The following is a 25,990-nucleotide window of genomic DNA, read 5'->3' on the forward strand; positions in this document are numbered from 1 at the left end:
CGTGGGCGCGCTGGTGTTGGTGCTGGGCGCGGGGCTGACGCTCAGCTTGACCGGTTGCAGCACGCTGGCGCACTGGAGTCAGGCGGCTGGCGGTCACCTCGCGCTGGTGCGCGCCGCCCGCCCGGTGCCCGACTGGCTGGCCGACCCCGCCACCCCGCCGGCCCTGGCCGAACGCTTGCGCCTCAGTCAGCAGATTCGAGACTTCGCGAGCGCCCAGCTGGCCCTGCCCGACAACAACAGCTACCGCCGCTACGCCGACCTGGGCCGCCCGGCTGTGGTGTGGAACGTGGTGGCCGCCCCGGCGTTCGACCTGCAGCTCAAGACCTGGTGCTACCCCTTGATGGGCTGCGCCGGCTACCAAGGCTGGTTCGACCGCGCCGCCGCGCAACGCGTGGCCGACGCCTTGCAGGCCGAGGGCTGGGAGGTGCAGGTGCAGGCGATTCCGGCGTATTCCACGCTGGGCTGGAGCCGCTTCCTGGGCGGCGACCCCTTGCTCAGCACCTTCATCCGCTACCCGGACGGTGAGCTGGCGGCCATGATGTTCCACGAGCTGGCCCACCAGCGCGTTTACGTGGCCGATGACACCGGCTTCAACGAGGCCTACGCCACCGCTGTGGAGCTGCTCGGGGCCCAGGCCTGGCTGGCCGATCAGCCCGACGCCCGGGCCACCTTCAACCAGGGCCGCGCGCGGCGTGAAGCCTTTTTGACGCTGGCCCGCGAAGGCCGGCAGCGCCTGCAGGCGGCCTACGCCGGCGCGCCCGAGGCGCGGGCCGAGGCCAAGGCCGCCATCCTGGACGACCTGCGCGCCCGAGCGCCCCGCGAGGCCCCCGGCTATGAAGCCTGGTTCCAGCGCGCCAACAACGCCAGCTTCGCCATCCTGTCGGCGTACGACGAGCTGGTGCCGGCCTTCCAGCAGCTGTTCGAGCGCGAGGGGCGTGACTGGCCCCGCTTCCATGCGGCGGTGCAGGCGCTGCAGCCGCTGCCGCGTGACGCCCGCCGTGCTACCTTGCGCGGCCAAGGAGGCCCCGATGAACCTGACCCTGCGCCGCGTCAAACCCGCTGACGCTGCGGCGATTGCCGAACAGTTTTCCGACCCCGATGTGTTCGGTGGCACGCTGCAACTGCCGTTCGCCAGCGAAGAGCTCTGGGCTCAGCGCATCGCAGGCATGAACCCGCCGGCACCGGGCTCCAACGAACTGGTGCTGGCCGCGGTGATCGATGAAAAGCCCGTGGGCCTGGCCGGTTTGCACCCGGTGGGCCCCTCGGTGCGCCGCCGCCACGCGATGAGCCTGGGCATCACGGTCGCCCGCGCCGCGCAAGGGCAGGGCGTGGGCAACGCGCTGATGACCGCGCTGCTGGACTACGCCGACAACTGGGCCCAGGTGTTGCGCATCGAGCTCACGGTCTATCACGACAACCAGCGCGCCATCCGCCTGTACGAGCGCCATGGCTTCGCGCCGGAAGGCCGGCTCAAGGCCTACGGCTTGCGCAACGGCCGCTACGAAGACGTGCTGAGCATGGCGCGGCTGCATCCGAAGCAGCCCTTGCTGGCGTGAGGCTTCGCGTGGTTCAGGGCAGGCGCTCGCCCCGCGCTGTCACGTAGAGGCGGTACCACTCTTCGCGGCTGAGCTGGATGCGGGTCGCATCGGCGCAGGCGCGGATGCGCTCGGCATTGCCGCTGCCAATCACCGGCTGAATGCCCGCCGGGTGGCGCAGCAGCCAGGCCAGCAGCACGGCGTTGGGCGTGGTGCGGTGGGCTTCGGCGGTCTCGTGCACGACCTGGGCAGCGGCTGACGAGGCGGGGTCGTTGAAGCGGCCTTGCGCGAGCGACCCCCACGCCTGCAGCTGCACGCCGTGCCGCTGGGCGTATTCCAGCGTACCGGCCCAGCCGATGGCGCCGGGGCGGGTGGCGGCTTGCGGGTCGTTGAAGGCGGTGCCGGCGTCGATGGCGTCCAGCTTGGCCAGGCTGAGTTCCAGCTGGTTCACCACCAGCGGTTCGCTCAGCGCGGTTTGCAGCCAGCCCATCTGGCCGGCGTGCATGTTGGACACGCCCAGGTGCGCCACCTTGCCGGCCGCCTTGAGGCGGGTGAAGGCGTGGGCCACTTCGGCGGGTTCCATCAGGGCGTCAGGCCGGTGCAGCAGCAGGATGTCGATCTGCTCCACGCCCAGGCGCTGCAGGATGCCGTTGACGCTGTCTTCGATGTAGGCCGCGCTCAGGTCGAAGCGGCCCACGTTCACGTCGTCCGCAAAGCGGATGCCGCACTTGCTTTGCAGCCGCACTCGGGCACGCAGGCCGGGGTTGCGCTTGAGCAGTTCGCCGAACACCGCCTCGGCCTTGCCGCGGCGGTAGATGTCGGCGTGGTCGAACAGCTTCACGCCGATGTCCAGCGCGGCCTCCACGGCAGCGTGGGCCTGGGCGATGTCGGCCTCGGTCAGCGGGCCGCCGCCCCAATCACCGCCCAGGGCCATGCAGCCGTAGACGAGGGGACCGATGTCGGTGAAATGGGTGTTCAGGGGCAAGGCGCGGTGGCTCATGGGCAGACGGGGAATCCGGAGGTGAATCAGGCGGTGGACGTGGGGCCGGCATCATGCGCCAGGTGCTGCTGGTTACGCCAGCCGAACAAGCCGGCCAGCAGCGCCGCCAGCCCTCCAGCCAGCGCGGCCAGGCTGGCCAGCCGGCGCCAGCGGGCGCGCTGCTGGTGGCTGCGCATGGCCCGGCGCGTGGGGCTGCGGGCCAGGTCTTGCGCACGCGCCACCTCGGCCTGGCGGTCGGCCAGCACCTCGGGCAGCAGGCCCGGTTGGGCCAGGCGCCGCGCCAGGTCGCGCACGGCGTCCAGCTCGCGCTGGCGGATGCGCAGGCCCGGGGCCTTCAGCGGGCTGCCCAGCGTGCGGGCGCGCAGGAACAGGGCCTTGGCGGCCAGGCGGTCGGGTTGGCAGCCCCAGCCCGATTCCAGGCAACAGGCCAGGTTGAACGTGGCGTCGGCATGGCCTTGTGCGGCCGCGGCGGTGTAGAGCGCCACGCCGCGTGCCGCGTCGGGCGTGCCGCCCCAGCCGCCCACCAGCATGCGGCCCAGCTGAAACTGCCCGGTGACGCTGCCGGCGGCGGCGGCTTGCTCCAGCCGCTCACGCGCTTGCAGCGGCTCGCGCGGCAGGGCCAGACCTTCCAGCTGGCACCAGCCCAGGTGGGCCAGGCCTTCGGCGCTGCCGGCCTCGGCCGCCAGGCTGAACCAGTGCACGGCCAGCGCGTGGTCGGGCTCGGGGGCGTGGAAATGCAGCAGGCCTTCGTCCAGCGCGCTGTCGGCCGAGCGAGGGGGCGTGGCCGTTCGTGCGGCGGTGGGCGTGGTGGGGTTGAGTCGCATGCATCCTCCCTGGCGAGCCCTGCTGAGGGGCGCACGGCCCCGGGGCTTTCGGCGCAAAGTATGCGGGCAAAGCCAGCGCGGGCGGTAGAGTGCGCGCCAGCATTGCAGGAGTGGCGCCGATGGCCGAAATTCGCATTCACCGTGAGCACACGCTGGGCCTCAAGCAGGCCCGCGAGATCGCCTGGCAGTGGGCCGAGCAGGTCGAACAGAAGTTCGACATGGAATGCACGGTGATCGAGGGCGACGACGAAGACACCGTGGAGTTCACGCGCTCCGGCGTCAAGGGCGAGCTGACCGTGGCGGCCGACCGGTTCGAGCTGGTGGCGCAATTGGGCTTTTTGCTCGGCGCCTTCAAGCACACCATCGAGGCCGAGATCCAGAAAGAACTCGACACCCTCCTGGCCAGCAAGAAAAAAGCCCCGGCCAAAAAGAAGCCGGCCTGACCCTCACGGGTGGCCGGCTGCCGCAGGCGCTGCGTCCAGCGCCGGGGCGGGTTTACTTCAGCGACTCGATCAGGTCGATGTACTGCTGCATGGCGTCGTCCGTGGAGGTGCCCTTGAGCTCGTTCCAGGCGTCCCACTTGGCGCGGCCCACCATGTCGGTGAAACCGGGGCGCTTGCCGTCCACATCACCGGCGCTGCCTTGCTTGTACAGGGCGTAGATCTTCAGCAGCGTCATGTTGTCGGGCCGCTCGGGCAGGTTCTTGGAGTCGGCGACGGCGGCTTCGAATTGGTCTTTCAGGCTCACGGGGTTCTCCAGGCTGATCAGGGTCGTCGATTCTCAGGACAATGGCTCGACGGGCTTTCGAGTTTAGGCCCCCAAAAACGACTTGCGAGGAGACGCCGTGGCCCAGTTGAGCGAACGCATGTCCAAGGTGGACACCGCCTGGCTGCGCATGGACACCGAGGCCAACCTGATGATGATCGTCGGGGTGTGGTCCATCCGCCCGGGCATCACGCTGGCTGCGTTGCGCGAGCGTGTGGCGCAGCGGCTGCTGCAGTACCCGCGCTTTCGCCAGAAGGTGGTGGAAGACCCTTTGATGGGCGCGCAGTGGGTGGTGGACCGTGATTTCGACATCGCCCGGCACGTGGTGGAGGAAGTGCCGCTGCCGCTGCGCGGGCAAAGCCGTGATGCGGTGTTGCGTGAGCGCGTGGGCGAGCTGTGCTCGCAGCCGCTGGACCCGGCGCACCCGCTGTGGCAGTTCCAGCTGATCGAGGACATGGGCGACGGCAGCAGCGCGCTGATTGCCCGCATTCACCACTGCATTGCCGACGGCATTGCGCTGATCGCGGTGATGCTGTCCATCACCGATGGTGGCAAGTCGCCCCCGCAGCGCCGGGCGCGTGAGCCCGAGGAGCACCACGAGACCGACTGGCTGCTGGATGCCTTCCTGCGCCCCATGACCAACCTGACCGTCAAGGCCATCGGCATGACGGGCAAAGGCATGGCCAAGGGCGTGGACCTGGCCATGCACGGCACCACCCCCATGGACACCTCGCTGGAGATGGCCCGCATGGGCTACCAGGCGGTGTCGGACGTGGCGGCGTTTGCCTTGATGCCGGACGACTCTCACACCCGCCTCAAAGGCAAGCCCGGCAACCGCAAGACCGTGGCCTGGGACGACAGCCTGGCGCTGGACGAGGTGAAGGCCGTGGGCAAGGCGCTGGGGGCGTCCATCAACGACGTGTTGCTGGCCTGCGCGGCGGGCGCCATCGGCCAGTACCTGGCAGACAAGGGCGAAGACCCGGCCGGCAAGGAAATCCGCGCCATGGTGCCGGTGAACCTGCGCCCGCTGGAGCAGGCCTGGCAGTTGGGCAATCGCTTCGGCCTGGTGCCGCTGGTGCTGCCCATCGGCATTGCCAACCCCGTGGAGCGGCTGTTCGCGGTGCGCGCGCGCATGAGCGAGCTCAAGGGCAGCTTCCAGCCGGTGATGGCGTTCGGCCTGCTCTCGGTGGCGGGTCTGCTCATCAAGCCGGTGCAGCACGCGATGCTGAACGTGTTCGCCAAGAAGGCCACCGCGGTGATGACCAACGTGCCGGGGCCGGCGCACGCACTGCAGTTCTGCGGCTCGACCGTGGAGAAGGTGATGTTCTGGGTGCCGCAGTCCGGCGACATCGGCATGGGCGTGAGCATCCTGACCTACGCCGGCCGCGTGCAGTTCGGGCTCATCACCGACACCGGCTTGTGCCCAGACCCCGAAGCCATCATTGAGAACTTCGCGCCGGAGTTCGAGAAGCTGTTGTTGCTGTCGCTGATGCTGCCCTGGCAGGGCGATGCGGTCTAGCCGCGGCAGTTTTGGCGCGCGCTGGGCGCGGATGGCCTTGCGGCGTGCGCTGCAGGGGCCGCGCGTGCTGCTGTTGATCATGGGGTTGATGTGGGCACTGCCTGCGGCTTGGGCGCAGGCCCCACTGGAGCCGGCGGCAAGCAGTGCGGCCGCGCCGCCACCCGGGTTGTTGGAGTTGTTGCAGGCCCGTTTCGTGGCGGCGGACGGCACGGCGCAGGCCGTGGCGCTACCCGACACCTGGGGCCTGCGTGGGCTGCCGATTGCCGGGCGTGGCACCTACCTGTTGGACTTGCCCGTGTCGGGCCCCTTGAACGGCGCCTGGGCGCTGTACCTGCCGCGGGTGTCCAGCGAGCACCGCATCTTGCTCAATGGCGTGGTGCTGCAAAGCGAGCGCGCCCGCCTGCCGCGCCAGCATCCGGAGCCGCGCTTGGTGGCGTTGCCGCTGGGCTTGTTGCAGCCAGGCCTGAACCGGCTGGAGGTCGAGGTGAACTACGGCATCCGGGGCGGCTTGTCGCGAGTGTGGGCCGGTCCGGTGGCGGACGTGCGGGCGCTGGCCTTTCAAGCGCATGTGCGCGAAGCCCGCCTGCCGCAGGCCTTGAACCTGGTGGCCCTGACGCTGGCGCTGGTGATGCTGCTGCTCTGGCTGCAACAGCGAAACGACGGTGTGCTGGGCAGCTTCGCGCTGCTGGCCTGCGTGGCCTGTGCACGCAACCTCACCTACTACGACCAGGGCTTCAGTCTGCCGGCACCGGGGCCGGACCTGCTGTTCTTCGGCGCGCAGGTGGTGTCGGCCTACCTGCTGACGCGGCTCGCGCTGGCCGCCAGCGACCTGCAACTGGGGCGCTGGCGCACGCTGGCCGACGCTTTCACGGTGGTGTTGCTGGTGCTGGGCACCGTGGCCGCGGGCATGGAGGCCATCGTGACCGCGCGGCGCTGGCTGTACCCACTGCTGGCGCTCATGCTGCTGCCGGCCGTGGGCCTGCTGCTGCGCCAGGCCTGGCGGCAGCGGGGCTGGCCGGTGGCGGCCGTGGCGTTGGGGGCGGTGCTCGTCTCGGCGGCCGGGGCGCACGACTACCTCTATGGCCTGGGGCACCTGTCCATCGAGGGGCGCCTGTTGCTGCCGTTTGCCTCGCCCATCTTTCTTGGCGTGTTCGGCCTGTGGCGGCTGCGCGGGCTGATGCTGGCGCTGGCGCGGGGCGATCGGCTGAACCGCTTGCTGGAGTCCCGCATCGAGCGGCGTACCCGCGCGCTGCACCGGGCCAACGGGGTGAAGTCGGCGTTTCTGGCCACGGCCAGCCATGACCTGCGCCAGCCCATCCTGGCCGTGAGCCTGATGGTGGGCCTGGCCCGCCAGCGCGCGACCGATGCAGACCAGCTCAGCCTGCTCGACCGCGCCCAGCAGGGCCTGGACGGCTTGCAGCGCTTCATGAGTGAGCTGCTGGACCTCTCCCGGCTGAACACCGGCGCGGTGAAGACCCGCGTGTCCGACGTGCCCTTGCAGCCGGTGCTGGATGAAGTGGCCCTGCACCTGCGCACCGAGGCCGAGGCCAAAGGCCTGGTGCTGCGGGTGCGGCCCACCGCGGCCGTGGTGCGCACCGACCCCACGCTGCTGGCCCAGGTGCTGCGCAACCTGGCGGTGAACGCCGTGCGCCACACGCCGCGCGGGGGCGTGCTGGTGCGGGCGCGGCTGCGGCGCACGCAGGTTTGGCTGGAGGTGTGGGACACCGGCCCCGGCATTCCCGAGGCGCAGCGCGAAGCCATCTTTGACGAGTTCGTGCGGCTGGGGCCGGGCACCGGCGGCACGCCGGGTTGGGGTCTGGGGCTGGCCATCGTGCGCCAGAGCCTGGCGCTGCTGCGTCACCCGTTGGAGCTGGACAGCTGGCCCGGCAAAGGCTCTCGCTTCAGGGTGCGGCTGCCCCGGGTGTGATGCGCAGGCCCAGCGCCGCAGCGGCCACCACGGCCTGCGTGCGGTTGGCCGCGCCGAGCCGGCGGTAGATCTCGGCCAGGTGCGTCTTGACCGTGGACGCCGACAGCCCCAACTCGCGCTCGATCACCTTGTTGCTGGCGCCGCGCAGCAGTTGCTGCAGCACCTCGTGTTGGCGGGCGCTGAGGGCGTCCAGCGCGCTGTCCAGCGGCCGGGCGGAGCCCTGCAGCAGGCGTTGCGGCAGCGGGATGCCGCCTTGTGTCACGAGCGCCAGCGCCGCGCTCAACTCATCGAACCCGGCGCTCTTGTGCACGAAGCCCGAGGCGCCGGCCTCGATGCAGGCTTCCACCGTGGCTGGCTCCTCGTGGGCCGACAGCACCACCACGCGCGCGGTGGGGCAGGCGTCCATGACGGCCGGGATGCCGGTCGGGCCATGGCTGTCGGGCAGGTCCAGGTCCAGCAGCACCAGCCGCAGGTCCGGACGGCTGCGTGCGATGTCCAGCCCTTCTCCCAGCGACCCCGCCTGCACGCAGGGTGTGCCCGGGTTGGCTGCAGCCAGCATCAGGGCCAGTCCGTCGCGCAGCAGGGCGTGGTCGTCGATCAGCAGGAAGCACATGGTGGCGGTGGGCGGGGGAGGGGCTGGACGGGAGACTGTGCCGCCCGCGCTTGGGCTTGCCCATCGGCCAATTGACCGAGGGCCGTGGGGTTTGTCGGTTAGGGTTTGAGCCGAATCACACCGCGCTCGTCCCGGCGCTCGATGGCGCGGTCGTGGTCGGGGTCAATGGGATGGCCAGCGAGCAGGCGCCCCAGGAACGCGTCGGTGGTCGGTGCGTAGCCGAAGCTGCCTGCCACGAACACGGTGTGGTTCAGCCAGCCGCGCCAGCAGCCCGTGTGGCTCAGGTCCAGGTAGCGCACGCCGGGGGCCAGCGGGCGGTTGTAGGGCACCCCCAGACCCAAGGCGCCCTCGCCGGCCTCGCGGGCATCGGTGGCGAAGTTCAAGGTGACGTCGCCCCGATTCCAGGTGACCCACACCTCTTCGCGTTGGGCCAGGCGAGTGAGCCAGCGCACGTGGTCGCGCTCGTCGGCATCGGGCTCGGAGAAGACGATGCGCTCGAAGAGCCGGTCGCCTGGGGCCGTGGCTGGCCACCCGTGCTGCTGGATCACCTTCTGCAGCACGATGGCACCCATGCTGTGCACCAGCAGCACAGGGCGAGGCAGCGCAGGCTGCTGGGCGCGAAGGGCGGCGTGGAACTGCAGCAGCTGCCAGAACGGATCGACGGCGTCATCGGTCTTGGCGAGCGGACAGCTCCGGTCCAGGCCGTCGGCGGCGGAGTCCCAGTTGAACATCCAGGGGCGCAGGCCGCGGTCGGTCAGGTGCTGAAGCGCTCGGCCCGATGCGATGCCTGTCTGTCCGTAGACGCTCTTGGTGGGTTCCTTGCCCCGACCGTGCACGAACAGCACCGCGGGAGCGCGGCCCGGCAGCCAGCTGGCCAACTGGCTTTGGTACTCGGCCAGCGACAGCGCCTCGTGGCCGGCGGGCGCCAAGCGGTAAATGGGCGTGGCGGCGTTGAAGGCCAATGCCTGGGTCGGTTCGGGGGGATCCTGACGCGGGCACGAGGCACAGCCCTGCAAGGTCAGCAGGGCGCACGTGAACAGCAGGAGGATCAAACGCCGCATGCAAGCTCCGCAGCAAGGTGGGGTGCGGTGCAGCTTAAGGGCGTCGCTGGTGTGCCTGGATCAGGGTTGTTGCCCGGCGCAGGCAACAAAAAAGCGCTCCGAGGAGCGCTTGTTTCGTGAGCCGTGGAGCGGCTTACAGGCGGAAGGGCTCGGCCTTCTTCTTGGCGGCGGTCGGGCGGCCGGCGGCGGTCGGGTAGGCGGCCATCACCTTGGCCGGATCGGCCTTGTCCAGGTAGGCGGCGTACTGGTCGTTCGTGCAAGCCAGCAGCTTGCCGGGCTTGGCTTCACCCTTGTACTTGCCGTTGGCGTAGACGAATTGGTATTCGTTGGCCGAGACCGGGGTCGAGATGCTGCTGGTGGCTTCGTAGCTCTTGGCGCATTCAGCGCGCAGCTCGGCTTGCTCGGGCGTGGCGTTGTTGGCGGCCTGGGCGGCGAAAGCGGTGACGACAGCGAAAGCAGGGATCAGGAACTTCATGGTGCGGTCTCGCGGTGGTGGGGTGGCGGATGGGTGCGAAGCTTACGCCGCTGGGGCGGCGCTGCCACCCCCGGAGGCGCGGGAGAGGGGGTGTGATGCAGTTCACGACCCGCCGCAGCGGGCGTGAACTAATGCGCGCTTGGCGCCGGAGATCACTCGTCCAGCTCTTCCTTGGCGAGCTCGATGTCCAGTTGTTCCATGGCGTCCATGGCTTCGCAGGCGGCGGCATCGGCGTACAGCTGCTCGGCTTCCTTCAGCCGCTTGTCGCCTTCCAGCATCACCAGGCCATTGGCGCGCTCGATCATCGCGATGGCACTGGTGGGGTTGAGCTTCAAGGCCTGCTCGAACATCTTCAGGCCCGTGGCCGTGTCTGCGCCCTGGGTTTTGCCCAGCAGCTTGCCGACCTTGTCGATCACCTCGGCGTGGAAGGCGCCCAGCGCGATGTGCGCGTCGGCGTGCTTGGGGGCGAGGTTGATGGTGGTTTCCAACGCGCCCTTGACCTTGGCGCCCAGGCCCTGCGCCAGCGCCTTGGCCACGCTGATGCCCTGGCCGTAGCGGCCCAGCGCGTAGGCCTGCCAGTAGTAGGCGTTGGCGTTCTTGGGTTCCTCGGCCTGCTGGGCTTCGGCCCGCTCGGCGATTTCCAGGAACATCTCCAGCTTCACCTTCTCCTTCTTCTCAAGGTAGTTGGCGTAGATGCCCTGGGCCTTGTTCGCCACGGTGAGGCCCGCGCCCCCGGCGGCGAGGCCGGCGTCGTAGGCGGCCTGGAATTCCCCAGCGTGGAAGTGGATCCAGGCCTGCACGACTGCGGCGTCCTTGGGGAAGGGCTCGGCGTCGCCGGCGTGCAGCCGGGCCCAGTGCTTCTTCAGCGTGGCCGGGGTGTAGACGAAGGCGGCGTTGTCGTAGGGAAAGGCGGTCCACTTGGCCATGGCTTGTCTCCTAGGTTGATTGGTATTGGCCGGCGAGCTTGAAGAGGTGGTCTTTCGACGCGGGCTCGAGGTAGGGTAGCAGCAGGGACAGCGCGTGGAAGGCGCCGCGCAGCAGGGCGGCGCCGGCACGGTCGGGCTCCAGCGCGTGGCGCGGGTCGCGCACGTATTCGTAGCTCAGCCAGTAGCTCACTACCACCACCATGGCATTGGCCGTGGGCGCGGCCTCGCGCAGGTCCATCTTCAGCGCGCCGCCCAGGTGCAGGCCCGACAGCACGTGGCGCATGGCCTGCTCCTTGGCGGCTAGCAGGGCCTGGAAGTGGGTTTCCAGCCGGCGGTTCTTGAACAGCAGGTCGTTCAGGTCGCGGTAGAGGAAGCGGTGCTTCCAGATCAGCTCGAACAGCATGTGGAAGAACAGCCAGGCATCCTCCACGTTGCGCACGTTGTCGGCAGCGGCCAGCAGTTCGTTCAGCTCGGCCTCGTAGCGGCCGAACAGCGCGTTGACGAGCTCGTCCTTGGCCGGGTAGTGGTAGTACAGGTTGCCCGGGCTGATCTTCAGTTCCGCCGAGATCAGCGTCGTCGACACATTCGGCTCGCCGAAGGCATTGAAGAGGTCCAGCGTGACCTCCAGGATGCGCTCGGCAGTGCGGCGGGGGCGTTTGGGCGTGGGCATGTCAGGAGCGCGCGATCGCCCCGAACGACCGTTGCGCTTTCATGCGGGGAAGCGAGCGCAGCGAGCGTGGGAGCCGACAGGTCATCGGGTCATTCTGGCAGCGAAAAGCGCGCCGACAGGGTCGACTTCTAGAATTCCAAGCCTATGCCCAGTTCGACCGCTTCGCCCCCCGCCATCTCGTTCGAGAACGTCAAGAAAACTTACCGGGGAGGGCAGGTCAAGGCGCTTAACGGCGTCAGTTTCGACATCCCCTGCGGCGAGTTCTTCGGCCTGCTCGGCCCCAACGGCGCCGGCAAGACCACGCTGATCAGCGTGCTGGCCGGCCTGGCCAAAGCGACCGAAGGGCGCGTGCGCGTGATGGGCCACGATGTGGTGAACGACTACGCCGCGGCCCGCAAGGCACTCGGCGTGGTGCCGCAGGAGCTGGTGTTCGACCCGTTTTTCAGCGTGCGCGAATCGCTGCGCATCCAGAGCGGCTACTTCGGCGTGAAGCACAACGACGACTGGATCGACGAACTGCTCGCCAACCTGGGCCTGGCCGACAAGGCCAACGCCAACATGCGCCAGTTGTCGGGCGGCATGAAGCGCCGCGTGCTGGTGGCGCAGGCTTTGGTGCACCGCCCGCCGGTCATCGTGCTGGATGAGCCCACGGCCGGCGTGGACGTGGAGCTGCGCCAGACGCTGTGGCAGTTCATCGCCCGCCTGAACAAAGAGGGCCACACGGTGCTGCTGACCACCCACTACCTCGAAGAAGCCGAGGCCCTGTGCCAGCGCATCGGCATGCTCAAGGGCGGGCGGCTGGTGGCGCTGGACCGCACCTCGCAGTTGCTGGCCGGCACGGCGCACACCATGCTGCGCTTCAAGACGGATGTGGCGCTGCCGGCGGAGATCGCGGCGCGCGCTCGCGTGACGGGGCGCATCGTGCAAGTGACGGCGCATGACGCCGCTGAAGTGGAAACCACCCTGGCCACGCTGCGCGCTGCGGGCGTGCCGGTCGAAGATTTGGAGATCGGCCGCGCCGATTTGGAAGACGTGTTCCTCAACATCATGCAAGGAGACGCAGCATGAACGGCGCCTCCACCCTGTTCAAGAAAGAAGTGCTGCGCTTCTGGAAGGTCAGCTTCCAGACCGTGGCCGCGCCGGTGCTCACCGCCTGCATGTATTTGCTCGTGTTCGGCCACACGCTGGAAGACCACGTGAAGGTGTACGAAACCGTCGGCTACACGCAGTTCCTGATTCCGGGACTCGTGATGATGAGCGTGCTGCAGAACGCCTTCGCCAACAGCTCGTCCAGCCTCATTCAGAGCAAGATCACCGGCAACCTCGTGTTCCTGCTGCTGACGCCGCTGTCACCGCTGGCGTGGTTCGTCGCCTACGTGGGCGCGGCCATCGTGCGGGGCCTGGCGGTGGGCACGGGCGTGTTGCTGGTGACGGCGTGGTTTGCGCCGCCGGGCCTGGACAACATCCTGTGGGTGCTGACCTTCACCGTGCTCGGCGCTGGCTTGATGGGCACGCTGGGCCTGATCGCCGGGCTGTGGGCCGAGAAGTTTGACCAGTTGGCCGCCTTCCAGAACTTCATCATCATGCCGATGACCTTCCTGTCGGGCGTCTTCTACTCGGTGCACTCGCTGCCTGGGTTCTGGCAGGGCATCAGCCACCTGAACCCGTTCTTCTACATGATCGACGGCTTCCGCCGCGGCTTCTTCGGCGTGAGCGACGTGTCGCCGTGGCTGAGCCTCGCCGTGGTGGGCTTCAGCTTCGTGGCCACGGCCGGTTTGGCGCTGAGCCTGCTGCAGCGCGGCTACAAGATTCGATCCTGAATCCGGGGCTGAAGCGGGGTTTGCAGCGGGCCGAAGGCCGCGCGTTGCAACCCTTCCTAGAATCACGGGTTTTCCAGAAGGACCCCGTGATGGCCGACCCGACCCCGCTCGAAGTACGCGATTTCATTGCCGCTGGCTTGCCCTGCGCGCACCTGGAAGTCGAGGGCGACGGTCGACATTTCTTCGCGACCATCGTGTCCGCCGAGTTTGCCGGCCTCACCCGCATCAAGCGCCACCAGCGTGTGTACGCTGCTTTGGGCGACCGCATGCGCGAGCAAATCCACGCGCTGTCGATGAAGACGCTGACGCCCGAGGAGTTCGCGCAATGAGTGCCAACCAAGGTCTGACGCTGGCGCTGTCCAAGGGCCGCATCTTTGAAGAGACCCTGCCGCTGCTGCGCGCCGCCGGCATCGAGGTGCTCGAAGACCCCGAAACCTCGCGCAAGCTGATCTTGCCGACCAACCGCGAGGGCGTGCGCGTGGTGCTGGTGCGCGCCAGCGACGTGCCCACCTACGTGCAGTACGGCGGCGCCGACCTGGGCGTTGCCGGGCGCGACGTGTTGCACGAGCAGGCCCTGGCCCAGGGCGGCTCGCACGGCCTGTACCAGCCGCTGGACCTGAACATCGCCCGCTGCCGCATGAGTGTGGCCACGCGTGCCGACTTCGACTACGTCGCCGCCGTGAAGCAAGGCTCGCGCATCCGCGTGGCCACCAAGTACACCGAGATCGCCCGCCAGCACTTCGCCGACAAGGGCGTGCACGTGGACCTGATCAAGCTCTACGGCTCCATGGAACTGGCTCCGCTGACCGGCCTGGCCGACGCCATCGTCGACCTGGTTTCTACCGGCGGCACGCTGCGCGCCAACAAGCTGGTGGAGGTGGAGCAGATCATGGACATCTCCTCCCGCCTCGTCGTCAACCAAGCCGCGCTCAAGCTCAAGCGCGACACCCTGCGCCCCCTCATCGACGCCTTCGCCGGCGCCGTCTCCGCATGATTCGCCAACTCTCGACCGCCGCTGCCGACTTCACCGCCGAGTTCGAGCGCCTGCGCCATTGGTCGGCCGAGACGGATGCGGCCATCGAAGGCCGCGTGGCCGAGATCCTGGCCGACGTGCAGGCCCGGGGCGACGCCGCGGTGCTGGACTACACCGCCCGCTTCGACCGGGTGCAGGCCGCCGCCATGGCGGATCTGGAGTTGACCCAGGCCGACTTGCAGGCCGCGCTCGCCTCCATTCCAGCGGCGCAGCGCGAGGCCTTGCAGGCCGCTGCGCGCCGGGTGCGGGCCTACCACGAGCGTCAACTGGAAGCGTCCGGCCGCAGCTGGAGCTACCGCGATGAAGACGGCACCCTGCTGGGCCAGAAGGTCACGCCGCTGGACCGCGTAGGCATCTACGTGCCCGGTGGCAAGGCCGCGTACCCGAGCAGCGTGCTGATGAACGCCATCCCGGCCCATGTGGCCGGCGTGCCGGAGATCATCATGGTGGTGCCCACGCCCGACGGCGTGCGCAACCCGCTGGTGCTGGCCGCGGCGGCCGTGGCCGGCGTGCACCGCGTGTTCACCATCGGCGGCGCCCAGGCCGTGGCCGCGCTGGCCTACGGCACGGCCACCGTGCCGCGCGTGGACAAGATCACCGGGCCGGGCAATGCCTACGTGGCCTCGGCCAAGAAGCATGTATTCGGCCAGGTCGGCATCGACATGATTGCCGGCCCGAGCGAGATTCTGGTCATCGCCGACGGCACCACGCCGCCGGACTGGGTGGCCATGGACCTCTTCAGCCAGGCCGAGCACGACGAACTGGCGCAGAGCATCCTGCTCAGCCCGGACGCCGACTTCCTCGCCGCCGTGAAAGCGAGCATGGAGCGCCTGCTGCCCACGTTGCCGCGCGAAGCCGTCATCCGCGCCTCGCTGCAGGGCCGCGGTGCGTTGATCCACACGCGGTCGATGGAAGAGGCCTGCGAGATCAGCAACAGCATCGCGCCCGAGCATTTGGAGATCAGCGCCGCCGAGCCGGCCCGCTGGGAGCCGCTGCTGCGCCATGCGGGCGCCATCTTCATGGGTGCGTACACGAGCGAGAGCCTGGGCGACTACTGCGCCGGCCCCAACCACGTGCTGCCCACCGCCAGCACGGCGCGCTTCTCATCGCCGCTGGGCGTGTACGACTTCCAAAAGCGCAGCAGCCTCATCGAGGTCAGCGAGCAGGGCGCCCAGGTGCTGGGCGGCATCGCGTCCACACTCGCGCACGGCGAGGGCTTGCAGGCCCATGCACGCGCGGCAGAACTGCGCTTGAAGTGACCCGCGCCTGACGCTCAGGCGGCGTCGGTCGGCACGGCCTTGAACGGGCTGCGTTCGGGCGGCTCGTCGTGCTCGGCGGTGCGGGTCAGCGCGGTCGTGATCCAGTTCAGCGCCGACACGCGGTGGCGCACCGCACAGCTCAGCGGCTCAGGCTTGGCGCCCATCTTGGCCTTGGGTTCCAGCGCCGTGCGGCCCAGGCTCAGGCGCGACGAGCCGAAGGCGATCGCGTCTTGCACGGTGGACTGCAGCAGCGTGAGGTAGATCGGGGCGTCGGCGTTCGCGGCCCGGTCGTAGCCGATGTAGTAACCCAGCGTGGTGTCGCCGTCGTGCACGCTGGTGACGAAGCCCAGCCATCGGCCATCGGCGTGTTCGGCCACCCGGCAGCGAAAGCGCGGCCCCAGGGCGGCGGCCAGCGCCGGCAGGTAACCCGGCGTGAGGGTGGCCAGCCGCAGCCCTTGGGCTTCGTGCACCTGGCTGTACAGCGCGTGCAGTTCGTCGGCGCGGGCCTGCATGTCTTCGGCGGTGATGTCGCGCAAGCTCACGCCCGCCGCGGTGCAGTCCTTCAGCAGCTTCTTGGCGGCGCTGCGGTAGCCCGAGGTCATGCTGGCGAGGTAGTCGTCCCAGGTGCGCCATTCGGGGCGCAGCGTCAGCACCATGTCGGGTTCGGTGTCCACGGTGCGGTAGCCCAGCAGGCGCAGGGCGGCAGGGGCGTCGCTGCCGGGCAGGGGCAGGTCCTTGATCAATGCCAGGTCTGACTGGCCTTGCAGCTTGTCTGCGCGGCGCAGGCGGTAGATGGCTTCACCAATGCCGTGCCACAGCAGGGTGGTGTCTACGTCAGGGCTCAAGGCCATGGCGCGCGGCCCCCACACCAACAGGTTGCCGCACACCAGCAGGTGTTCCTGGAGGCCCTGCATCGGCGCTTGCACGAGCCGCTTCAGGCCCGAAACGCGGCCCGGCTTGCGCAGCTGGGGGCCACTCACCGTCACCCGCTGCAGCAGCAACGCAGCCACCGGCTCGCCGTCGGCATAGGCCATGGCGTAGCGCGGCTCCAGGTTGTCGGGGGCATGGGCCTCCAGCACGCGCAGGTACTCGCGCGACAGGAACACCGAATGCGTGGCGAGGCGGTCCCAGTGCGCGGGGTTCAGGAAGTCCACACGGTCGGCCAGCACCAGTTGCAGGCCCGAGCTGCGACGGCGCGCGCTGCGGCGGGCCTGGATGTCGTGCAGCGCCTGCGCCGGGTGCACGGGCTGGGGCTTGAGCTTGCCCAGCGCGCGGCCGGTGCGGGTCAGGCGCGCAACAGTGGCTTGCAGGGGCTTCTTGGTCGGGCGGGACGCTGACATCAACACCTCAGGACATCACGGGGCGCCAAGGCTACCCCAGGCGGGGTGGGGGGGCAGCGATGGCGTCGGCCCGCCTTCACCTCGGTCACCTGCTTGGGCTACGCTGCGCCCATGTCTTTGTGTCGACGAAATTTCCTGCTGTCCGCGGCGGGTGCTTCGCTGGCCTCAGCCCAGGCGGCGCCGCGCCGCCTGCTCATCCCGCGGGTGTCGGCCCGGGCTGACCTGATGAAGAACTATGCGGCCGTGCTGCTGGACCAGGCGCTGGCCGCCGCGGGCCTGCCCGTGACCCTGGAGCCCACGCCCGAGCTCATCCCGCAAAACCGTGCACTGCAGGAGCTGGGGCGGCACAGCGGCCGGCTGGATGTGGTCTGGACCATGACCTCGGTGGAGCGTGAGCAGCAGGCCCGGCCGATCCGGCTGCCCATCTTCAAAGGCTTGTTCGGGTGGCGCTTGCTGCTGGCACCGCACGAGGTGTCGGAGCGGCTGCGGGAGGTGCAGACGCTGGCCGACCTGCGCGCGTTTTCCATGTTGCAGGGCTTGGAGTGGCCCGACACCGGTGTGTTGCAGGCCAACGGGCTGCGGGTGGTGGTGTCTCCCAGCTATGACGCGATGTTCAAGCAGTTGCGCTTGGGGCGGGCGGACGCGTTTCCGCGCTCCGTGGAGGAGGTGTGGTGGGAGCACGACCGCTACGGCCAGGGCCTCACCGTGGTGCCGGACGTCTGCCTGCATTACCCCGCGGCGGTGTACTACTTCGTGGCGCCCGACGATGACGAGCTGGCCGCAGCCATCGAGCTGGGCCTGCACCGCCTGCGCACCACGGGAGCGTGGGACCGGCTGTTCCTCAAGCACCACGGCGACGACCTGGCCCGCGCCCGGCTGGGCAGCCGACGGGTCCTGGAGTTGCACAACCCGCTGCTGCCCAAGGCCACCCCGTTGGATCGACCGGAGTTGTGGTTTCGGCCTCAGGGTTAACGCGACACAAAGTTCGTGGAACACGAACTTCGTGTAACCTCCGGTCCATGAAGAACGTGACCGTCTCGATGGACGACGCTGTGGCCGAGTGGGCCCGGCTGGAGGCCGCGCGGCGCAACACCAGCGTGTCGCGCCTGCTGGGCGAGTTGCTGGCCGAGAAGATGCGGCACGACGACGCCTACGAACGTGCGCTGCAAGACTGGCTGCACCGGGAGCGCAGCTGGGCCTCTGACGGACATCCCTACCCGGGCCGGGAGGTGCGATGAGCGAGCCGGTGTTTGTCGACACCTCGGTGCTGCTGTTCAGCGAAGACGGCGCCCGCCCGGCCGAGCGCGAACAGGTGCTCGCCTGGCTCCGCACGCTCTGGACGGCGCGCACCGGTCGCGTCTCGGTGCAGGTGCTGACCGACTTCTACCTGCTCGCCACCCAGCGCGTGTCACCGCCCATGCCCCAGGGCGACGTGCGCGCCGAGGTGCGCCGCTACCAGCACTGGCGCCCGTGGCAGGCTGACCAGGCCACGGTGGAAGCCGCCTGGTCGCTGGAAAGCCGCTTCGGCCTGCCGTTTGCCGACGCCTTGGTTGTGGCCAGCGCCAAGGCGCAAGGCTGCACCCGGCTGCTGAGCCTGGCGTTGCCGCATGAAGCGGTGTACGACAGCGTGCAAGTGCTCAACCCGCTCGTCACCGCACCATGACCGACCCCTTGCAACAAGCGCTCGCCTGCATCCGCCCGGACGTGCGGGCCGCCCACGCCTACGTCGTGCAACCCAGTGCCGGCGCGCTGAAGCTCGACGCGATGGAGAACCCCTACCGCTTGCCGCCCGAGCTGCAGCAGGCGCTGGGCGCTCGCCTGGGGGCGTTGGCCTTGAACCGCTACCCCGCCGAGCGGACGGCCGAGTTGGCCCGCGCGCTGGCCCGCCACGCCGGCGTGGGCGACGAGGTGGGTGTCACGCTGGGCAATGGGTCGGACGAACTCATCGGCCTTCTGACCTTGGCCGTCGCCCAGCCCGGCGCCACGGTGCTGGCCCCGGTGCCGGGCTTTGTGATGTACGAGGCCCTGGCCCGGCAGCACCGGCTGAACTTTGTGGGTGTGCCGCTGCGGGCTCACGATTTCGAGCTCGACGAAGCCGCCATGCTGGCCGCGATTGCGCAGCACCAGCCCGCGCTCATCTATCTGGCCTACCCGAACAACCCCACGGCCACGCTGTGGGACGCTGGCGTCATTGAACGCATCGCCCAGGCCGCGCCGGGCCTGGTGGTCATGGACGAGGCCTACCAGCCCTTCGCCAGCCAGGACAGCCTCGGCCTCATGGCCCGCCAGCCCAACGTGCTGGTCATGCGCACCATGAGCAAGTTCGGCCTGGCCGGCGTGCGCATCGGCTACCTGCTGGGTGCCGCCGCGCTGGTCGATCAGGTCGAGAAGCTGCGCCCGCCCTACAACATCAGCGTGCTGAACGCCGAGGCCGCCTTCTTCGCGCTGGAACACGCCGACGTCTACGCCGCACAGGCCGCCGAGTTGCGGCAGCAGCGCGAGCGCTTGTTTGCGGCGCTGCAGGCGCTGCCGGGCGTCCACGCGTGGCCGAGTCAGGGCAATATGATCCTGGCGCGGGTGCCCGACGCGGCGGCCACCTTTGCCGCGCTCAAGGCGCGCGGCGTGCTGATCAAGAACGTCTCGGCCATGCACCCGCTGCTGGCCAACTGTTTGCGCTTCACCGTCGGCACGCCCGACGACAACACCCGCCTGCTGGCCGAACTCACGAGTTGCCTGTCATGACCACCCCACGCACCGCCGAAGTCACCCGCAACACCCGCGAGACGCGCATCACCGTGCGCATCAACCTCGACGGCACGGGCCAGTCCAAGCTGCACACCGGCATCGGCTTCTTCGACCACATGCTCGACCAGATCGCCCGCCACGGCCTGATCGACCTGGACATCCACTGCGAGGGCGACCTGCACATCGACGGCCACCACACGGTGGAAGACGTGGGCATCACACTCGGCATGGCCATCGCCAAGGCCGTGGGCGACAAGGCGGGCCTGACCCGCTACGGCCACAGCTACGTGCCGCTGGACGAGGCGCTTTCGCGCGTGGTCATCGACCTCTCCGGCCGCCCGGGCCTGCACATGGACTGCAAATTCACGGCCGGCAGCATCGGGGCCTTCGACACGCAGCTGACCTTCGAGTTCTTCCAGGGCTTTGCCAACGCGGCGCTGGCCACGGTGCACATCGACAACCTGAAGGGCCACAACGCCCACCACCAGGCCGAGACCATGTTCAAGGCCTTCGGCCGCGCGCTGCGCATGGCCACAACGGCCGACGCCCGCTCGGCCGGCGTGATTCCGTCGACGAAGGGGTCGCTGTGACGCGCACCGAAGGGCCGAGCGCCGGGCCGTCCCAAGCCGGCCCGCATCCTCTCGGGGGATCGACGAACGTACCCGTTCGGCGAGGGGCGCGCACGGTCGTCGTTGTCGACTACGGCATGGGCAACCTGCGCTCGGTGTCGCAGGCCGTCATGCATGCGGCCGAGGGCCAGGGTTTCGACGTCGCCATCACCTGCGACCCCGAGGTCATCCGCGCTGCCGAACGCGTGGTGCTGCCGGGCCAGGGCGCCATGCGGGACTGCATGGCGGAGCTGGCCGCTTCAGGCGCCAAGGAAGCCGTGCTGGAAGCTGCCGCCACCAAGCCGCTGCTGGGCGTGTGCGTCGGCATGCAGATGCTGCTGGACCACAGCGAGGAGCAGGACACGCCGGGGCTGGGGCTGATTCCGGGCCGCGTGCAGCGCTTCCGCCTGGAAGGCCGCTTGCAGGAAGACGGCAGCCGCTTCAAGGTGCCGCAGATGGGTTGGAACCGCGTGCACCAGCCGCGCCCGCATCCAGTGTGGACCGGCATCCCGGACGACAGCTGGTTCTACTTCGTGCACAGCTTCTACGCGACGACGGCGTTGCCCGAACACAGCGCGGGCGAGACCGACTATGGCCTGCGCTTTACCTGTGCAGTCGCGCGGGATAACATTTTTGCGACCCAATTCCACCCCGAGAAAAGTGCTGCGCTGGGCCTCGCCCTTTACCGCAACTTCCTGCACTGGAAGCCCTGAGGACCACCCCACCCCCTACCGGCTTCGCCGGCCCCCTCAAGGGGGCGCCGCTGGTGGCCCGGCAGAGCCGGTTCCACGGCGGCCACTCGGTAAGTCACCACGCCTTCCAACCCTTGTTTTGACCTAGCCCCCGGCCATGCTGCTGATCCCTGCCATCGACCTGAAAGACGGTCGCTGCGTCCGCCTCAAGCAAGGCGACATGAACGACTCCACCACCTTCGGTGAAGACCCCGCCGCCATGGCCCGCCGCTGGGTGGATGCCGGCGCGCGTCGCCTGCACCTGGTGGACCTGAACGGCGCCTTCGCGGGCAAGCCGGTCAACGAGCCGGCCATCAAGGCGATCATCAAAGAGGTGGGTGACGAGATCCCCATCCAGCTGGGCGGTGGCATCCGTGACCTCGACACCATCGAGCGTTACCTGGACGACGGCCTGAGCTACGTCATCATCGGCACGGCCGCGGTGAAGAACCCCGGCTTCCTGAAGGACGCCTGCAGCGCCTTTGGCGGCCACATCATCGTGGGCCTGGACGCCAAGGACGGCAAGGTCGCCACCGACGGCTGGAGCAAGCTCACGGGTCACGAAGTCGTCGACATGGGCCAGAAGTTCCAGGACTACGGCGTCGAAGGCATCATCTACACCGACATCGGCCGCGACGGCATGCTGACCGGCATCAACATCGAGGCCACCGTCAAGCTGGCCCAGGCGCTGACCATTCCCGTCATCGCATCGGGCGGCCTGTCCAACATCGCCGATATCGAGCGCCTGTGCGCCGTGTTCGGCGATGGCGTGGAGGGCGTGATCTGCGGTCGCTCCATCTACACCGGTGATCTCGACTTCGCTGCCGGCCAGGCCCGTGCGGACGAGCTGATGGCTGCATTGGGCTGATGATGCCCCCACGCTCACTCCGTTCGCTGCCCCCCGAGGGGGCGCGTCAGCGGCTCTGGACGGCCACGCGCCGCTGACCGATGCTCGCCAAACGCATCATCCCCTGCCTGGACGTGACCGCCGGTCGCGTCGTCAAAGGCGTCAACTTCGTCGGCCTGCGGGACGCCGGCGACCCGGTGGACATCGCCGCCCGCTACAACGAGCAGGGCGCCGACGAGCTGACCTTCCTCGACATCACCGCCACCAGCGACGGCCGCGACCTGATTCTGCACATCATTGAAGACGTGGCCTCCAAGGTCTTCATCCCGCTGACGGTGGGTGGCGGCGTGCGGGCCGTGGCCGATGTGCGCCGGCTGCTGAACGCGGGCGCCGACAAGGTGTCGTTCAACTCCGCCGCGGTGGCCGACCCCGAGCTGATCCGCGCGGCCAGCGACCGCTATGGCGCGCAGTGCATCGTGGTGGCCATTGACGCCAAGCGCCGCCAGGGCGACGACCTCGCGGCGCGCGGCCCCGGCTGGGACGTCTACACCCACGGCGGCCGCAAGAACGTGGGCCTGGACGCCGTGGCCTGGGCCCAGCAGATGGCCGAGTTCGGCGCCGGCGAGATCCTGCTTACCAGCATGGACCGCGACGGCACCAAGAGCGGCTTCGACCTGGAACTGACCCGCGCCGTGAGTGACGCGGTGCCCGTGCCCGTCATCGCGTCGGGTGGCGTGGGCGGCCTGGACGACTTGGCCGATGGCATCACCAAAGGCGGCGCTGACGCGGTGCTGGCCGCCAGCATCTTCCACTTCGGCCAGCACACGGTGGGCGAGGCCAAGGCGCTGATGGCCGCGCGGGGCATCCCGGTCCGCCAGTGAGTCACCGCGGCCGCGGACAATGCGGCCATGGGTGAGATTCGAATCATTGGCGGGCAGTGGAAGCGCTCCAAGCTGCCCGTGCCCGACGCACCGGGCCTGCGGCCCACGTCGGACCGCGTGCGCGAGACACTCTTCAACTGGCTGGGCCAGACGCTGACCGGCTGGTGCGTGCTGGACGCTTTCGCGGGCAGCGGCGCGCTGGGCTTTGAGGCCGCCTCGCGCGACGCGGCCGAGGTGGTGCTGGTGGAGCGCGATGCCAAGCTGGCCGCCGGCCTGCGCGCCAGCGTTCAGCGCCTCAAGGCCACGACGATGAAGGTGCATGCGGCCGATGCGCTGGCCTGGATGCGTGCCGCACCGCGCGGCGGTTTCGACCTCGTGCTGCTGGACCCGCCCTTTGCCGCCGACCTGTTCGACGCAGCCCTGGCCGCAGCGCTGCCGCTGCTGGCCGAGGGCGGGCTGATCTACGTGGAAGCGCCGCACAGCATCACGCCGCCGGCCGGTTTCACCGTGTGGCGCCAGGGGCGTGCGGGCGCGGTGCACTACCACCTGCTGCGCCGCGAGGACAATCCCGCCCCATGACGACCCGTACGACCATCACCGCCGTCTACCCCGGCACCTTCGACCCGATCACCCTCGGCCACGAAGACCTGATGCGCCGCGCCGCCGGCATGTTCGAGCGCCTGGTGCTGGCCGTGGCCGTGGGCCACCACAAGAAGACCATGTTCACGCTGGACGAGCGCCTGGCCATGGCGCAAGAGGTGGCCGCGCCCCTCGGCAACGTCGAGGTGATTGCCTTCGACGGCCTGCTGCGCGACTTCGTGCGGGCACACGACGGCCGCGTGGTGGTGCGTGGACTGCGCACGGGGGGCGACTTCGAGTACGAGTTCCAGATGGCCGGCATGAACCGCAAGCTCATGCCCGAGGTGGAAACCATCTTCCTGACCCCCGGCGAGCACCACCAGTACACCTCCAGCACCTTCGTGCGCGAGATCGCGACGCTGGGCGGCGAGGTGGCCGAGTTCGTGTCGCCCGGCGTGCTGGCGCGCTTGAACGACAAGTTCAAGGGGAGCTGACGATGGCGCTGATGATCACCGACACGCACGGCGGGAATCGGCAAGGCATGCCTTGCCCCGCCGAGCGCGGCGCGCGCATGCAGGCGCGTGCCGTATTCGTCCGGCAGCCCGATGGAGTCGCAACATGGCGCTGATGATCACGGACGAATGCATCAACTGCGACGTCTGCGAGCCGGCCTGCCCGAACAACGCCATCTCGATGGGCGCGGAGTTCTACGAGATCAACCCGGCCAAGTGCACCGAGTGTGTGGGCCACTTTGACGAGCCGCAGTGCGTGATGCTGTGCCCGGTGGCCTGCATTCCGGTGAACCCGGCGCACGTGGAAAGCCGTGAGACGCTGCTGCAGAAGTACGAGCGCCTGACCTCGGCCGCCTGACCTCTTTCGGCGGATGCGCCCCCTTTCGGCGCAAGGCCATGGCGCAAGGCCCTGGCCCACGGCCCGGGGCCGCTACATCCCCTCACCATTGCTCACGCCGCGCGCGCTGCGGCCTGCCTACAGTGCCGCAGCGCTGTGGGAGTGGGCATGGACGACACGAGCAACCGGGCTGACACGGCCCCTCCGGTCGACACGGTCGACACCTTGGACCCCTTGAACGGCCGGTGTGCGCCGACGCCGGGCACGTCGCCGGACACCCAACCCGCCGCCGATCGCGCGGCCGGTGTATTGGCCGCCGCCAGCGCAGCCGCCTTGCTGGCGGCCTGCGGGGGTGGAGGGGGTGCGGCATCGTCGGCCGGCCCGGGGGAGGGCGCGCCCAGCACGCCCGGTGCACCGCCTGCACCCCCGCCCACGCGGCGTGATGCCGCCCGCTTCCTCTCGCAGGCCACGTTCGGCGCCACCGGCCCGGCCCAGGTGGACGCCTTGGTGGCGCAGGGCCTGGACAGCTGGCTCAATGCCCAGTTCGCCCAACCCGCGGCGCTGCACCTCGACTACCTGAACCGCCAGCGCGGCCGCGACCAGGCGCCCGGCGAGAAGCCCTACGTGCCCGAGGAAGCCAGCTACGAGGCGATCTGGCAGCAATGGCTGAGCGGTGAAGACCAGCTGCGCGCCCGCGTGAGCTGGGCGCTGCTGCAGATCTTCGTCATCAGCAACATCGCCCCCGACATCCGCCCCGTGGCCATGAGCAGCTACCTGGACATGCTCAACCGCAACGCCTTCGGCAATTGGCGCACGCTGCTGCAGGACGTGACCCTGCACCCCGCCATGGGCTACTACCTGAACCTGCTGGAAAGCGAAAAGGGCGACCCGGCGCGCGGCACCCACCCCAACGAAAACTACGCCCGCGAGGTGCTGCAGCTGTTCTCCATCGGGCTGGTGCAGCTGAACGCCGACGGCACGCCCAAGCTCGACGCCGCGGGCAAGACCCAGCCCACCTACGACGAGGCTGTGGTGAAAGGCTTTGCCCAGGCTTTCAGCGGCTGGAGCTACGGCGGGCTGGACAACAACCAGCCCGACCTCTTCCACAACCACGACGACAACGATGAGGCCCTGTGGGTGGTGCCCATGAAAGCCTGGGCCGGCTACCACGCCACCGGCGAGAAAAAGCTGCTGGACGGCAAGACCCTGCCCGCCGGCCAAACGCCCGAGAAGGACATGGCCGATGCGCTGGACGCGATCTTCCAGCACCCCAACGTGCCGCCGTTCTTCGCCCGGCAGCTCATCCAGCGTCTGGTGACGAGCAACCCCAGCGCAGCCTACGTTGGCCGCGTGGCGGCGGTGTTCGCCAACGACGGCGCCGGTGTGCGCGGCAACCTGCGGGCCGTGGTGCGCGCGGTGCTGCTGGACGCTGAAGCCCGAGGCGACAGCCCGGCCGCTTCGGTGGCCAAGCAGCGCGAGCCGGTGGTGCGCTTGGCCAACGTCCTGCGCGGCCTGGGTGCCAAGAGCGCCAGCGGCCAGAACCGCATCCAGTACCTCGACAGTGCGGACGACGCGCTGGGCCAAAGCCCCTTGCTGGCGCCGTCGGTCTTCAACTTCTATTCACCCGCGTTCAAGCCGGCCGGCCCCATTGCCGCGCAGGGCTGGGTGGCGCCCGAGTTCCAGATCAGCGGCGAAACCGCCGTGGCGGGCTCGTTGAACTTCTTCGCCGAGTTGTTTCAAAGCGGCGGCTACGGCTGGCCCGAACAGCACCGGCTCAACCTGGACCTCACCAGCCTTGCCGCCCTGGACGCCAAGGCACTGGTGGACCGGCTGGACCTGCTGTTCTTCAACCTCGGCATGAGCGACAGCACCCGCCAGCGGCTGACCACGCTCATCGGCGCGATCGACAGCAAGACCGATTCGGTCAAGGCCGCGTTGATCGTGACCGCCCTCAGCCCTGACCACGTGATTCAGCGGTGAGGG

At 69.2% G+C, this 25,990-nt stretch carries 32 protein-coding genes; 23 read left to right on the plus strand and 9 right to left on the minus strand.

Annotation, left to right across the window (positions count from 1 at the left end; genetic code table 11):
* Position 1 precedes the first annotated feature (1 nt).
* Both ACG01O_RS17780 and ACG01O_RS17785 read left to right on the plus strand, forming a co-directional pair.
* Complete coding sequence (locus ACG01O_RS17780) at positions 2 to 1,063, plus strand: aminopeptidase (protein ID WP_394386671.1); 1,062 nt, start codon at positions 2 to 4, stop codon at positions 1,061 to 1,063.
* Entirely contained in the window at positions 1,029 to 1,556 is a 528-nt protein-coding gene (locus tag ACG01O_RS17785; protein WP_394386672.1) for a GNAT family N-acetyltransferase, read from the plus strand. The genes ACG01O_RS17780 and ACG01O_RS17785 overlap by 35 nt, the downstream gene beginning before the upstream one ends.
* A 13-nt stretch (positions 1,557 to 1,569) precedes the next feature.
* Here ACG01O_RS17785 and ACG01O_RS17790 read toward each other — a convergent pair whose 3' ends face one another.
* Positions 1,570 to 2,535 (minus strand): aldo/keto reductase, encoded by a 966-nt coding sequence (locus tag ACG01O_RS17790; RefSeq protein WP_394386674.1) that lies wholly within the window; start codon positions 2,533 to 2,535, stop codon positions 1,570 to 1,572.
* Between the two features lie 26 nt (positions 2,536 to 2,561).
* On the minus strand, positions 2,562 to 3,359 hold the full coding sequence (locus ACG01O_RS17795; protein WP_394386675.1) for a tetratricopeptide repeat protein: 798 nt from the start codon (positions 3,357 to 3,359) through the stop codon (positions 2,562 to 2,564).
* 119 nt (positions 3,360 to 3,478) lie between these two features.
* Between ACG01O_RS17795 and ACG01O_RS17800 the strand changes: the two genes are divergently transcribed.
* Positions 3,479 to 3,802, plus strand: a complete 324-nt coding sequence (locus ACG01O_RS17800) for a polyhydroxyalkanoic acid system family protein (protein WP_394386676.1) — start codon at positions 3,479 to 3,481, stop codon at positions 3,800 to 3,802.
* A gap of 52 nt (positions 3,803 to 3,854) precedes the next feature.
* Here the strand turns inward: ACG01O_RS17800 and ACG01O_RS17805 are convergent, their stop codons facing one another.
* A complete protein-coding gene (locus tag ACG01O_RS17805) occupies positions 3,855 to 4,106 on the minus strand; it encodes an acyl-CoA-binding protein (RefSeq protein WP_394386678.1) in 252 nt (83 codons plus the stop codon).
* A 118-nt stretch (positions 4,107 to 4,224) separates the two neighbouring features.
* Between ACG01O_RS17805 and ACG01O_RS17810 the strand changes: the two genes are divergently transcribed.
* Entirely contained in the window at positions 4,225 to 5,643 is a 1,419-nt protein-coding gene (locus tag ACG01O_RS17810; protein WP_394386916.1) for a wax ester/triacylglycerol synthase family O-acyltransferase, read from the plus strand.
* Positions 5,644 to 5,707: 64 nt separating this feature from the next.
* On the plus strand, positions 5,708 to 7,570 hold the full coding sequence (locus tag ACG01O_RS17815; RefSeq protein ID WP_394386680.1) for a sensor histidine kinase: 1,863 nt from the start codon (positions 5,708 to 5,710) through the stop codon (positions 7,568 to 7,570).
* Here the strand turns inward: ACG01O_RS17815 and ACG01O_RS17820 are convergent.
* The 5 genes from ACG01O_RS17820 to ACG01O_RS17840 all read right to left on the minus strand — a co-directional run bounded on the left by ACG01O_RS17820 (position 7,545) and on the right by ACG01O_RS17840 (position 11,315).
* Entirely contained in the window at positions 7,545 to 8,183 is a 639-nt protein-coding gene (locus ACG01O_RS17820; RefSeq protein WP_394386682.1) for a LuxR C-terminal-related transcriptional regulator, read from the minus strand. The two genes, ACG01O_RS17815 and ACG01O_RS17820, sit on opposite strands and share 26 nt — an antisense overlap.
* A 98-nt stretch (positions 8,184 to 8,281) precedes the next feature.
* Positions 8,282 to 9,244 (minus strand): alpha/beta hydrolase, encoded by a 963-nt coding sequence (locus ACG01O_RS17825; protein ID WP_394386683.1) that lies wholly within the window; start codon positions 9,242 to 9,244, stop codon positions 8,282 to 8,284.
* A gap of 133 nt (positions 9,245 to 9,377) precedes the next feature.
* Entirely contained in the window at positions 9,378 to 9,719 is a 342-nt protein-coding gene (locus tag ACG01O_RS17830) for a hypothetical protein (protein WP_394386685.1), read from the minus strand.
* 152 nt (positions 9,720 to 9,871) lie between these two features.
* A complete protein-coding gene (locus ACG01O_RS17835) occupies positions 9,872 to 10,645 on the minus strand; it encodes a tetratricopeptide repeat protein (RefSeq protein WP_394386687.1) in 774 nt (257 codons plus the stop codon).
* 10 nt (positions 10,646 to 10,655) lie between these two features.
* On the minus strand, positions 10,656 to 11,315 hold the full coding sequence (locus tag ACG01O_RS17840; protein ID WP_394386689.1) for a TetR/AcrR family transcriptional regulator: 660 nt from the start codon (positions 11,313 to 11,315) through the stop codon (positions 10,656 to 10,658).
* Between the two features lie 144 nt (positions 11,316 to 11,459).
* Between ACG01O_RS17840 and ACG01O_RS17845 the strand changes: the two genes are divergently transcribed.
* The 5 genes from ACG01O_RS17845 (at position 11,460) to hisD (ending at position 15,427) form a co-directional block, all read left to right on the plus strand.
* Positions 11,460 to 12,383 carry an ABC transporter ATP-binding protein gene (locus ACG01O_RS17845; RefSeq protein ID WP_394386691.1) on the plus strand — a complete coding sequence of 308 codons (924 nt, stop codon included), beginning with the start codon at positions 11,460 to 11,462 and terminating at the stop codon, positions 12,381 to 12,383.
* Positions 12,380 to 13,135, plus strand: coding sequence for an ABC transporter permease (locus ACG01O_RS17850; RefSeq protein ID WP_394386693.1), 756 nt, complete (start codon positions 12,380 to 12,382; stop codon positions 13,133 to 13,135). The genes ACG01O_RS17845 and ACG01O_RS17850 overlap by 4 nt, the downstream gene beginning before the upstream one ends.
* Positions 13,136 to 13,224: 89 nt before the next feature.
* Positions 13,225 to 13,464 carry a BolA family protein gene (locus ACG01O_RS17855; protein WP_394386695.1) on the plus strand — a complete coding sequence of 80 codons (240 nt, stop codon included), beginning with the start codon at positions 13,225 to 13,227 and terminating at the stop codon, positions 13,462 to 13,464.
* The gene (gene hisG, locus ACG01O_RS17860) at positions 13,461 to 14,129 is read left to right on the plus strand and encodes an ATP phosphoribosyltransferase (protein WP_394386697.1); all 669 of its coding nucleotides are present in this window, start codon (positions 13,461 to 13,463) and stop codon (positions 14,127 to 14,129) included. Before ACG01O_RS17855 ends, hisG begins: the two co-directional genes overlap by 4 nt.
* Complete coding sequence (hisD, locus tag ACG01O_RS17865) at positions 14,126 to 15,427, plus strand: histidinol dehydrogenase (protein ID WP_394386699.1); 1,302 nt, start codon at positions 14,126 to 14,128, stop codon at positions 15,425 to 15,427. The genes hisG and hisD overlap by 4 nt, the downstream gene beginning before the upstream one ends.
* A 14-nt stretch (positions 15,428 to 15,441) precedes the next feature.
* Here hisD and ACG01O_RS17870 read toward each other — a convergent pair whose 3' ends face one another.
* A complete protein-coding gene (locus tag ACG01O_RS17870) occupies positions 15,442 to 16,767 on the minus strand; it encodes a GNAT family N-acetyltransferase (protein ID WP_394386701.1) in 1,326 nt (441 codons plus the stop codon).
* Between the two features lie 111 nt (positions 16,768 to 16,878).
* On the opposite strand from ACG01O_RS17870, the gene ACG01O_RS17875 reads away from it, so the two are divergent.
* From ACG01O_RS17875 to ACG01O_RS17935, 13 genes are all read left to right on the plus strand, one after another.
* Positions 16,879 to 17,739, plus strand: coding sequence for a substrate-binding periplasmic protein (locus ACG01O_RS17875; protein WP_394386703.1), 861 nt, complete (start codon positions 16,879 to 16,881; stop codon positions 17,737 to 17,739).
* 47 nt (positions 17,740 to 17,786) lie between these two features.
* Positions 17,787 to 18,005, plus strand: a complete 219-nt coding sequence (locus ACG01O_RS17880) for a CopG family transcriptional regulator (RefSeq protein WP_394386705.1) — start codon at positions 17,787 to 17,789, stop codon at positions 18,003 to 18,005.
* Positions 18,002 to 18,430 carry a PIN domain-containing protein gene (locus ACG01O_RS17885; RefSeq protein WP_394386708.1) on the plus strand — a complete coding sequence of 143 codons (429 nt, stop codon included), beginning with the start codon at positions 18,002 to 18,004 and terminating at the stop codon, positions 18,428 to 18,430. The genes ACG01O_RS17880 and ACG01O_RS17885 overlap by 4 nt, the downstream gene beginning before the upstream one ends.
* Positions 18,427 to 19,509: a histidinol-phosphate transaminase gene (gene hisC / locus ACG01O_RS17890; RefSeq protein ID WP_394386710.1), complete on the plus strand. Its 1,083-nt coding sequence runs from the start codon at positions 18,427 to 18,429 to the stop codon at positions 19,507 to 19,509. Before ACG01O_RS17885 ends, hisC begins: the two co-directional genes overlap by 4 nt.
* Positions 19,506 to 20,102, plus strand: a complete 597-nt coding sequence (hisB, locus tag ACG01O_RS17895) for an imidazoleglycerol-phosphate dehydratase HisB (RefSeq protein WP_394386711.1) — start codon at positions 19,506 to 19,508, stop codon at positions 20,100 to 20,102. The genes hisC and hisB overlap by 4 nt, the downstream gene beginning before the upstream one ends.
* Positions 20,099 to 20,833 carry an imidazole glycerol phosphate synthase subunit HisH gene (gene hisH, locus ACG01O_RS17900; protein WP_394386712.1) on the plus strand — a complete coding sequence of 245 codons (735 nt, stop codon included), beginning with the start codon at positions 20,099 to 20,101 and terminating at the stop codon, positions 20,831 to 20,833. Before hisB ends, hisH begins: the two co-directional genes overlap by 4 nt.
* Before the next feature lie 136 nt (positions 20,834 to 20,969).
* A complete protein-coding gene (gene hisA / locus ACG01O_RS17905) occupies positions 20,970 to 21,719 on the plus strand; it encodes a 1-(5-phosphoribosyl)-5-[(5-phosphoribosylamino)methylideneamino]imidazole-4-carboxamide isomerase (protein ID WP_394386714.1) in 750 nt (249 codons plus the stop codon).
* Positions 21,720 to 21,799: 80 nt separating this feature from the next.
* Positions 21,800 to 22,579 carry an imidazole glycerol phosphate synthase subunit HisF gene (hisF, locus tag ACG01O_RS17910; RefSeq protein ID WP_394386716.1) on the plus strand — a complete coding sequence of 260 codons (780 nt, stop codon included), beginning with the start codon at positions 21,800 to 21,802 and terminating at the stop codon, positions 22,577 to 22,579.
* 27 nt (positions 22,580 to 22,606) lie between these two features.
* Positions 22,607 to 23,158 (plus strand): 16S rRNA (guanine(966)-N(2))-methyltransferase RsmD, encoded by a 552-nt coding sequence (rsmD, locus tag ACG01O_RS17915; RefSeq protein ID WP_394386717.1) that lies wholly within the window; start codon positions 22,607 to 22,609, stop codon positions 23,156 to 23,158.
* Positions 23,155 to 23,652, plus strand: a complete 498-nt coding sequence (gene coaD / locus ACG01O_RS17920) for a pantetheine-phosphate adenylyltransferase (RefSeq protein WP_394386719.1) — start codon at positions 23,155 to 23,157, stop codon at positions 23,650 to 23,652. Before rsmD ends, coaD begins: the two co-directional genes overlap by 4 nt.
* A gap of 2 nt (positions 23,653 to 23,654) precedes the next feature.
* Positions 23,655 to 23,786, plus strand: coding sequence for a hypothetical protein (locus tag ACG01O_RS17925; RefSeq protein WP_394386720.1), 132 nt, complete (start codon positions 23,655 to 23,657; stop codon positions 23,784 to 23,786).
* The gene (locus tag ACG01O_RS17930; RefSeq protein ID WP_394386721.1) at positions 23,777 to 24,028 is read left to right on the plus strand and encodes a YfhL family 4Fe-4S dicluster ferredoxin; all 252 of its coding nucleotides are present in this window, start codon (positions 23,777 to 23,779) and stop codon (positions 24,026 to 24,028) included. Before ACG01O_RS17925 ends, ACG01O_RS17930 begins: the two co-directional genes overlap by 10 nt.
* Positions 24,029 to 24,175: 147 nt before the next feature.
* Entirely contained in the window at positions 24,176 to 25,987 is a 1,812-nt protein-coding gene (locus ACG01O_RS17935) for a DUF1800 domain-containing protein (RefSeq protein ID WP_394386723.1), read from the plus strand.
* Positions 25,988 to 25,990: the final 3 nt, after the last annotated feature.

It is taken from the genome of Pelomonas baiyunensis (assembly GCF_043555935.1).
In the GTDB taxonomy this organism is placed as follows: domain Bacteria; phylum Pseudomonadota; class Gammaproteobacteria; order Burkholderiales; family Burkholderiaceae_C; genus Pelomonas; species Pelomonas baiyunensis.